Here is an 8,035-nt window from a genome sequence, read left to right as displayed (position 1 = left end):
CCCGCCGTTCGGCGTGCCCCGGGTGGACCACGCCCCGTCGCTCGCCCATCGGGTGCGACCGACGCTCTCACGACCGACGCCGCCCGCATTCGGCAGCACGATCGTGCAGCCGCCGCCGCCGAAGCCCACTCCCGTGAAGGTCGCCCCCGCCCCGTGGCCGGAGCCGCTCGGCGTCAGTCTGCCCGCGCTCGTCACCCTCGACGGCTCGACCCTCCCGGCGCCCCGGGACGGCATCGTGCGCCCGAATCCCCCGAGGCCCCCGAAAGCGCCGCAGTCGCCGAAACCGGTCTGATCGGTCGGCGCCCGCCCGCCGACCGCGACACGACACACCCACCCCGTGGCTGCTCGCCTGACGGCGATCGCGGCGCAGAATGGGAGCACACTACCGGGGAGGCGGCGCACCAGGCAATGAGAGCACGTGCGGTGGTAGCGGCGGTCTTCGCCTCGGGGTGCATCCTCTTTGCCGGCTGGGAGTCCGGCGCGTGGCATGACGCCGCACTCCACCCGGCATCGGCGGCGGGCACCCCGACGCCGACCGTTGCCATCCGCTCGGCGTCGCCGACTCCCGCGGAGAGCATCCCCGCCCCGGTCGAACCAACCGTCACGCCGACTCCCACACCGACCCCCACGCCAACCGTCACGCCGACCCCCACCGCCACGCCGAGCCCCGTTCCGCCGCCGGTCGCGCCGCCCGTCGCCGCCCCACCCGCGCCGGCAGCCCCTCCCGTCGCGGCCGGCGGCACCTTTCCGGGTTCGCTCGCCCAGACGCCGTACGGCACTGTGCGGGTCGCGGTGACGATCACGGCCGGACGGATCACCGACGTGCAGGCTCTCAAGCTCACCGACGCCGGCTCGACCTCGGTGCAGATCAGCCGATACGCCGCGCCGATTCTGCGATCCGAGGTGCTCGCGTCCCAGTCGGCGCGCGTTGCGGGGGTGGGCGGGGCCACCTACACGTCGGTCGGCTACCTCTCCTCGCTGCAGGCCGCCCTCACGAGCGCGCACTTCGGATAGCCGGCACGATTAGAGGCGGGCGAGTCGCGCCCGCGCGAAGCAGTACAGGCCGTAGGCAATGAGCCCAGCGCCCACCAGCCAGAGGATGGCCGGGCCGTAGGGCAGCGAGACGAGCGCCTTGAGCGCCCCGTCGAGGCCCGTCGCCTTGCTCGGATCGATCGTGAGCCCCGCGATCACGAACACCGCGCCGGTCACCGCGAGTGCGATGCCCTTGGCGATGTAGCCCACCACGCCGAGGACGACAACCGCGCCACCCACGGTCGGCGGCACGGTGATGTCGTCGGTGAACTTTCTCCTCGCCCCCTTGATCACGAAGTACAGCCCGATGCCGGCGATACCGAGCCCGAGCACGACCAGAACGATGACGCCACCCGTGGTCGCGACGAGCCCGCTGGCGAAGCCGCCCGTGCTCTGGGCGGCGTTTGTGGAGCCACCAATGGCGAAGCTGAACGCCGTCGCGGCGATCGCGAGATAGGCCACCGCCTTCCCCCACTCCGCGGCACGGTGTGCCCACTTGCTCTTCGTGTCCGACCCCCGGGCGAGCAGCCCGACCACGAACTGCCAGACGCCGAGGGCGGCCAGGCCGACCACGACCACCCACAACAGGATGCGCCCGCCGGGTGTTGCGGCGAGTTGGCCGAGGGCCCCGGACTGGTCGGCCTCAGCACCCCCGGCACCGGTCGCGACGCTGATCGCGATCGCTCCGATGAGCAGGTGCAGGAGCCCGTTGACGGCATAGCCCAGACGGGCGAGCGCCTGAAACAGCCGGTTGTTCTTCGCCTCTTGTGCCGCGGAGGTAGCCATCCGATTCGCCATCGTCCCAGCCTAGTCAGCGGGGGAGATTGCCACCGGACACAGACGCAACACTCAGGAAGCTTTCCTAGCCTCGAGCTGATGACCTTACAGACGACGATCGAGCGACAGCCCACTGCGACCCCCGCGAAAAGCGCCGGATCGAGCACCCGCCTCACCGCTCTCGACGGTCTCCGCGGTGTGGCCGCGATGGTTGTGGTGCTCTACCACCTGTACCTCGTGGCGGAGCCGGTGCTGCTGAAGACGGGCGGATCAGGGGTGGGAAGCGCGATCTGGTGGATCTCGCAGACGCCCCTCAAACTGTTCAGCGCAGGCTCGGAGGCCGTGCTCGTCTTCTTCGTGCTGAGCGGACTCGTCGTCGCGCTTCCGGCCCTCGGCTCCAAGGGCTTCTCCTGGGCCGGATTTCTGAGCGGGCGCCTCGCGCGCCTCTATATTCCGGTCTGGGTCTCCATCGCCATCGGAACGGCGCTTGTCTGGATGATCCCCCGCGACCAGTCCGCGGTCACGCCCGGCACGTGGATGGACAAGGCGCAGGCGACCTCGATCAGCTGGGGCACCCTGCTCGACGAGGCGAGCCTCACCCGCGCCTCCTACGACGTGAACAACGTGCTGTGGTCCCTCCGCTGGGAGCTCGTGTTCTCGGTGCTGCTGCCCCTCTTCGTCGCCCTCGCCATCATCGCCCGCCGACGCTGGGCGATCGCGATCGCTGCCGCCCTCGTGGTGAGCACCGTCGGGGTGGTCGCCGGCATCGACGCTTTCCAGTACCTCCCGGTGTTCTTCATCGGCACGATCATGGCGGTGCGACTGGATGCCATCCGGGAGTGGACGAAGCGCCGCCTGCTGCGGCCCCACTCCCGCCGGTGGGGGGCAGCCCTCGTCGTCGGCTCGCTGCTGCTGCTCGTCGCGCACTCGCTCGCCCGACCGATCGTGCAGAGCGGTTCGGTCGCCGACACACTGCTCACCCAGCTTTCGGTTCTCGGCGCCGCGGGGCTCGTGCTCGCCGCGATCGGCGTACGGCCGGTGCGGTCGGCGCTCGAATCCCGCCCCAGCCAGTGGCTCGGCCGGGTCTCGTTCAGCCTCTACCTCGTGCACATGCCGATCCTCGCCACCCTCACCTTCCTGCTCGGCGACGAGCGCTGGTGGCTCGTGGCGCTGCTCACCGTGCCGGCGGCCCTGCTCACGGCGTGGGGATTCCACAGGGCCGTCGAGCGCCCATCCCACCGGCTGGCCCGGCGCATCACTCGGGCGGTCACCACCGGGGTGGACAGTCACCGCGCCCGCTCGTCGAAGGCGGCCTAACGATCAGTCCTTCGCGAGCCCCGTCGGGAATCGCTTCCACGCCTGGCGGAACTGCGCCTCGGCTGCCGCGGCGCGCTGCTCTTCGATCGCGTGCAGGCGCCCGTAGCTGAAACCGTTCTCCCCCTGAAGGTAGGCCTGGGTGCTCAGCCGCAGGAGCGTGTCCCGCGCGACGACACTGTCCTGGTGCTCGCCCAGAATCGTCTGCAGATTCTCCGCGGCGGCAGCGAGTCGATCGGCCGGCTTGCGTCGCACCGGTCGCGCGAGCTCGGCCGCGTAGCGCAGGCGCTTGGCCGACTTGCGCACCTCGTGCAGGGCGATTGCGTGCTGCCCGGCATCCTTCACCGTGTGCGCCGCGCGTACGGCACGACGAAGCCGTCGCGACTCACGCTCGATCAGGCGCGGGATAACGCGTTCGGCCGACCGCCCGGCCAGGTCGGTGAGCGGCGGGGACGCCAGGAGGGCGTCGAGGGCGTCGAGCAGGTCGAAGTACCGGGTCGAATCCAGCGCCTCGAGACCGCCGTGCCGGGCGGCCGCGAAGTCCCCGTCGAGCTGCGAATCGATCCGGTTCTTCACCGGTCCGAGGACGAGCACGGGCGGTTCGGCGCCGACCAGTTCGTCCAGTCGCGCATTGATCACCTGGATGTCGCGCGAGGTTCCCAGCGCCGCACCGAGCCACTGCAGCTCGGCCCGCAGCCGCGCGACGACGTCCGGGTCGATGAGCAGTCGATAGGTTGCGAGCGCCGAGCGAAGCCGGCGGATGGCGATCCGCAGATCGTGCACCGCGTCCGGCCCGCCCTCGCGCACGAGCGGGTCCTGGGCGATGAGCGCATGGACGTGCTCGTCCAGGTAGCTGAGCAGCACGTGGGCGGCGGTCATCCGGTTGGTGGTCCACTGCGGAGTGGGGCGCTGTATGGGCAGCCGGTCGCCGAGGGAGCGGGCGAGCTTGGACGCCGACGGCGAGCGGTGGATGCCAGCCGCGGCGAACAGGGACTCCGCGGCGTCGAGCACCGTCGCGCCGCCATCCACGAGTTCCACCTCCCACTCGCGCCAGCTCTCGGCGGCCGAGGCCGGGACGAGCCGCTCGGCCGTGACGTGGTCGTCGCAGAACACCGCGAGAACCTGGTCGTTGTCGCCGCGCAGCCCGCGCACGATGCGGCGGGTGTGCAGCCGCACCACCGGGGCGAGTGCGCGCCCCCGGAGGTGAACCCGCACGCGCTGATGCAGGGCCTCCGGTACCCGGTTGCGGTCGACGCCGAGTGGTTCGTGCAGCTCCCGGCGCGTGTCGCTCGACTGCGGGAGCTTGAGGTGCCAGCCGGCGTCGTCGCCGCCGGTGCGCCTGCGCAGGGTGATGTGGTTCGCGGCGAGGGTGAGGTCGTCGGTATCGAAGTACACGGCCTCGAGCAGGTGCTCCACCGGCTGGTCGACGCGTCGAACTCCGGGCAGGGTGTGCAGGTCGGGAAGCGGGGTCGCCTCCGTGACGTCATACTTCCGTTCGATCTCGAGCGCGTCGTGGGAAGTCATAGCTGATTTTAGGCGCCAAAGCGCGGCGCAGGCCCAAAGGCCCGAGCGGGATCGCCGTAGCGGATGCGAGAATCCGAGGGAGGGAGAGGGAGCAATGAAGACACGCAATTGGAGTGACCTGAGCACGGGGCAGCGGAGGGCGGTGGTGGCGGCGGCCGTCGCGGAGTTCGCGCTCGCCGTCGCGGCCTGGACGGATCTGGCCAGGCGACCGGCCAGGCTCGTCAACGGTCGCAAGGGTGTGTGGGCGGCGATCATCGCGGTGAACTTCTTCGGGCCGATCGCCTATTTCGTGCGAGGTCGGCGCCGCTGATCCCGGCTACCGCCAAGGTTGCCTTACCGCAATCATTCGCGGATAGTGGGGCGGGTGAACGACTCCGCTGCTGCCGAGCGCGCCGCTGCTGAGCGCGCCGACGCCGATCACGCCGCTGCTGAGCGCGCCGACGCCGATCACGCCGACGCCGAGCACGCCGACGCCGATCACGCCGACGCCGAGCACGCCGACGCCGAGCACGCCGACGGCGACCGCGGGGAGGTCTGCTGGCTCGAGCGAGTGTGCCAGGAGTGCGGCGCTCTCGTCGACGGCCCGCTGCCGAAGGCGTGCTGGCGCTGCGGCTACACCGTGACTCCGACCTGACCGTGACTTCGACCTGACCGTGCGTTCCGCTTCGGTGCAGCGGCCGTGGTGCGCCGAGATCCGTCGACACCTCTATTCCGCGGCGGTCAGGTCCCGCCTGCGCTGCTTCCTCACGGTCAGAACGAGCAACACGAGCGCGCATGCCTGCAGCAGGATCACGACGAGGATGAGCACTCCGAGCCGCTCGTACAGGGCGCCGGAGAGCACCCCGCCAACGAGCGCGCCCGCGCCCTCGAACGCGGCGAAGATGCCGTACGCCGTCGCTCGTCGTGCCGAGGGCACGAGATCGGCGACCATCGCCTTCACCGTCGACTCCTGGATGCCGGATGCCGCCCCCCAGGCGACCACGCCGACGATCACGGCCACGATCTGGTTCGACAGGGCCAGCCCGGGCACGAGGGCGATCAGGAACGGCAGGGCCAGCAGAACGTTCGTGCCCTTCCTGTCGTAGACGTAGCCGCTCGCGAGCGCCGCGATGGCCCCGGCCGCCATCGCCGCCGCGTAGACGAGGGGCACCGCGGAGAGGGGCACGAGCCCCGCCTTCGTCACGTGGAAGGAGATCACGCCGTAGGTGACGAGGCCGGCGTTGGCGGCGAACGCCGCCGCGGCGAACGGGTAGAAGGTCGGCGGAAGTCTCGGTGGGGGATCGCTCCCGTCGGCCGCGGCGCCCACGGCTCGGTCGAGTTTGGTGTCGTAGACGCTCACGTCGGGAACACGCATCCGGATCGCCGCGAGCAGCGCGAGGGCGAGCGCCCCCGGCACGGCGAGCACGGCGAATGCCGGCCAGAGCACGGTGGTCAACGCGATCACCCCGGCCACGACGAGCGGGCCGAGCAGCGAGCCCGTCTGGTCGAGCGCCTTGTGCACCGCGAAGCCCCTGCCGCGACCCACCGAGCCCGCGGCCGACGCGAGAAGCACGGTCTTCGCTGGGCTGCGCACTGCCTTGCCGGTGCGATCCCCGATGATCAGGATGCTCGCCACGGCGAGCCCGGCGCCTCCGACGAACGGCGCGAGGGCCAGCAGGGGGATGCAGATCACCGTGAGCGCGTAGCCGACGACAGTGAAGGTCCAGTAGCGGCGGGTTCGGTCGGCCCACGGACCGGTGGCGAGGCGCAGACCCAGTCCGATGGCCTCGCCGGCGCCCGTCACGAGTCCGACGACCAGGGCGGAGGCGCCGAGCTGGCCGAGAAGGGGCCCGGCAAGCGAGCTCCCCCCGTCGGAGACGATGTCGACGGCGAGGCTGAGGAAGCCAAAGCCGGCGACCACGCGCCACGCCGACCATCGAGGGGAAGTACCGGACACCACCGCACCCCCAGCCACCGAGAGCCACCATTATTGCAGCCTGCCGCCGCGCCTGGGCGAACCGAGAGGGCGACCGGGTCAGCCGATCAGGGCCGTCCACGCGAGCAGGTGCTCGACGGTCACCCCGGCGTACCCGGGCACCGAGCCGAAGGCGTCCCGAACCGCCGCGCTCTCGGCCTCGAGCGTCGCAGGGCCCTCGTCGAAGAAGGTGTATTGGGACCCGCCAGCCACCTGAGGGCTGTCGGTCTCGACACCCACGGTGAAGTCCCTCCCGGCCGCCGAGGCCAGCGCGACGGTCGGGGATGCGAGGGCCACGATCCCGTCCGGGCCGGCCGCGTGATCGGAGAAGGCAACGATCGCGACCGAATCCACTCCGCCGATCAGCGCGCCGAACACCGACTGCGCGCCGAATTGCTTCGTGGTGAGCCACCACGGCAGGTCGATGCCGAGGGGCAGCGGCCCGGCCGCCGTCCTGGCCGCCGACAGCAGGTCGAGGAATTGCGGGGTGATGGCCGAGAAGTCTGGGTCGACCACTCCCGCCCATGGCTCGACATCCAGCTGAACCGCGTCGAAATCGGCCGCGGCGCGGGCGGCGGTCACCCACTGGGCGACGAGGCCGGGAGTCGCCAGCCAGGACGCGTCACCGCCGAGGGCGGCCACGCGGATGCCGCGGGCGTGCAGGGCGTCGACGCTGTCGGAGAGCCACGGGGCGATGGCGCCCTGGTCGGACGCCCACGGTACGGACAGGTAGACGGTGGAGAGGCCGTGGTCGGCGGCGAATTGCGCGATCGCCGCGGGCAACATGCCGGATTGGCCGCGACCGCGCGCGTCGACGGCGGGATCCACGGAGTTGCCCCACGCCCACAGGCTCGTGATCGCCGAGACGGGCGGCGTGGTGATCGGCAGACTCGGGCAGGCCATGTTCGAACCTACCGCCGCGAGCAGCGCCGCCGCCGTCGCGATGCCGGGCGGAAGGGCGCACGATGACAGCTCCCCGGCGAGCGTCGCGACGGTTCCCGCGTAGCCGGTGCCGGAGACGGTGAGGATGGCGACGCGGGTTCCGAACGAGTCGGGGAGCCCGCTCGGGCTGCCCCGGCCGTTGTCGAAGGCCACCGAGAACCGCGCGGAGGAGCCGGGGACCTCGTCGCCCGGCCCGTCCGTCCACACGGCCGTGTCCGGCTCGAGTCGGGCCTGCGCGGCGACGAGGGCGGCCTGCACGTGCCCGCGTTCGATGGCGCCCGAGCCCCCTCCGGCAAGCTGCGCGAGCGTGGCCTCGCCGACCGCGCGGGTACTCCCGATCGCGTCGCTGCCGTTGGATGCGCTGCCGCCGATGCCGTTGGTGGAGTCTGACAGGGGCGTTATCGCCTGCGCAGGAAGGGACGCGGCACAGAGGGAGAGCGTGGCGGCCGTGAGAGTCGCCGCGAGAAACGCGCGCCAAAATCGCAGACCCAC

8 protein-coding genes and 1 pseudogene are annotated in these 8,035 nt (G+C 71.5%); 5 read left to right on the top strand and 4 right to left on the bottom strand.

Translation table 11 applies throughout. From position 1 onward, the window contains the following. Positions 1 to 292: pseudogene (locus VIM54_RS00415) on the top strand (hypothetical protein); the annotation flags it as partial. A 116-nt stretch (positions 293 to 408) separates the two neighbouring features. Further along, entirely contained in the window at positions 409 to 1,014 is a 606-nt protein-coding gene (locus VIM54_RS00410) for an FMN-binding protein (protein WP_331898191.1), read from the top strand. 9 nt (positions 1,015 to 1,023) lie between these two features. On the opposite strand, the gene VIM54_RS00405 is transcribed toward VIM54_RS00410, so the two are convergent. Continuing rightward, the gene (locus tag VIM54_RS00405; RefSeq protein WP_331898189.1) at positions 1,024 to 1,818 is read right to left on the bottom strand and encodes a DUF1206 domain-containing protein; all 795 of its coding nucleotides are present in this window, start codon (positions 1,816 to 1,818) and stop codon (positions 1,024 to 1,026) included. 90 nt (positions 1,819 to 1,908) lie between these two features. On the opposite strand from VIM54_RS00405, the gene VIM54_RS00400 reads away from it, so the two are divergent. Next, positions 1,909 to 3,126, top strand: coding sequence for an acyltransferase (locus VIM54_RS00400; protein WP_331898188.1), 1,218 nt, complete (start codon positions 1,909 to 1,911; stop codon positions 3,124 to 3,126). A 3-nt stretch (positions 3,127 to 3,129) separates the two neighbouring features. Here the strand turns inward: VIM54_RS00400 and VIM54_RS00395 are convergent, their stop codons facing one another. Beyond that, on the bottom strand, positions 3,130 to 4,647 hold the full coding sequence (locus VIM54_RS00395; protein ID WP_331898186.1) for a CYTH and CHAD domain-containing protein: 1,518 nt from the start codon (positions 4,645 to 4,647) through the stop codon (positions 3,130 to 3,132). A 94-nt stretch (positions 4,648 to 4,741) separates the two neighbouring features. Here VIM54_RS00395 and VIM54_RS00390 point away from each other — a divergent pair, with 94 nt between their 5' ends. Continuing rightward, positions 4,742 to 4,957 (top strand): PLDc N-terminal domain-containing protein, encoded by a 216-nt coding sequence (locus VIM54_RS00390; protein ID WP_331898184.1) that lies wholly within the window; start codon positions 4,742 to 4,744, stop codon positions 4,955 to 4,957. A 54-nt stretch (positions 4,958 to 5,011) separates the two neighbouring features. Next, positions 5,012 to 5,281 (top strand): hypothetical protein, encoded by a 270-nt coding sequence (locus VIM54_RS00385; protein WP_331898182.1) that lies wholly within the window; start codon positions 5,012 to 5,014, stop codon positions 5,279 to 5,281. 72 nt (positions 5,282 to 5,353) lie between these two features. On the opposite strand, the gene VIM54_RS00380 is transcribed toward VIM54_RS00385, so the two are convergent. Both VIM54_RS00380 and VIM54_RS00375 read right to left on the bottom strand, forming a co-directional pair. Continuing rightward, positions 5,354 to 6,547, bottom strand: coding sequence for an MFS transporter (locus VIM54_RS00380; RefSeq protein ID WP_331898180.1), 1,194 nt, complete (start codon positions 6,545 to 6,547; stop codon positions 5,354 to 5,356). A gap of 114 nt (positions 6,548 to 6,661) precedes the next feature. Continuing rightward, positions 6,662 to 8,035 (bottom strand): hypothetical protein, encoded by a 1,374-nt coding sequence (locus VIM54_RS00375; RefSeq protein WP_331898178.1) that lies wholly within the window; start codon positions 8,033 to 8,035, stop codon positions 6,662 to 6,664.

The organism is Lacisediminihabitans sp. (assembly GCF_036569425.1).
GTDB lineage: Bacteria > Actinomycetota > Actinomycetes > Actinomycetales > Microbacteriaceae > Lacisediminihabitans.
The sequence above is the reverse complement of the archived record's forward strand: the minus strand, read 5'-3'. Positions and strand labels throughout refer to the sequence as shown.

Coding starts and splice junctions, on each gene's coding strand:
- VIM54_RS00410 (WP_331898191.1), top strand. CDS start 409: ATGAGAGCACGTGCGGTGGTAGCGGCGGTCTTCGCCTCGGGGTGCATC.
- VIM54_RS00405 (WP_331898189.1), bottom strand. CDS start 1,818: ATGGCTACCTCCGCGGCACAAGAGGCGAAGAACAACCGGCTGTTTCAG.
- VIM54_RS00400 (WP_331898188.1), top strand. CDS start 1,909: ATGACCTTACAGACGACGATCGAGCGACAGCCCACTGCGACCCCCGCG.
- VIM54_RS00395 (WP_331898186.1), bottom strand. CDS start 4,647: ATGACTTCCCACGACGCGCTCGAGATCGAACGGAAGTATGACGTCACG.
- VIM54_RS00390 (WP_331898184.1), top strand. CDS start 4,742: ATGAAGACACGCAATTGGAGTGACCTGAGCACGGGGCAGCGGAGGGCG.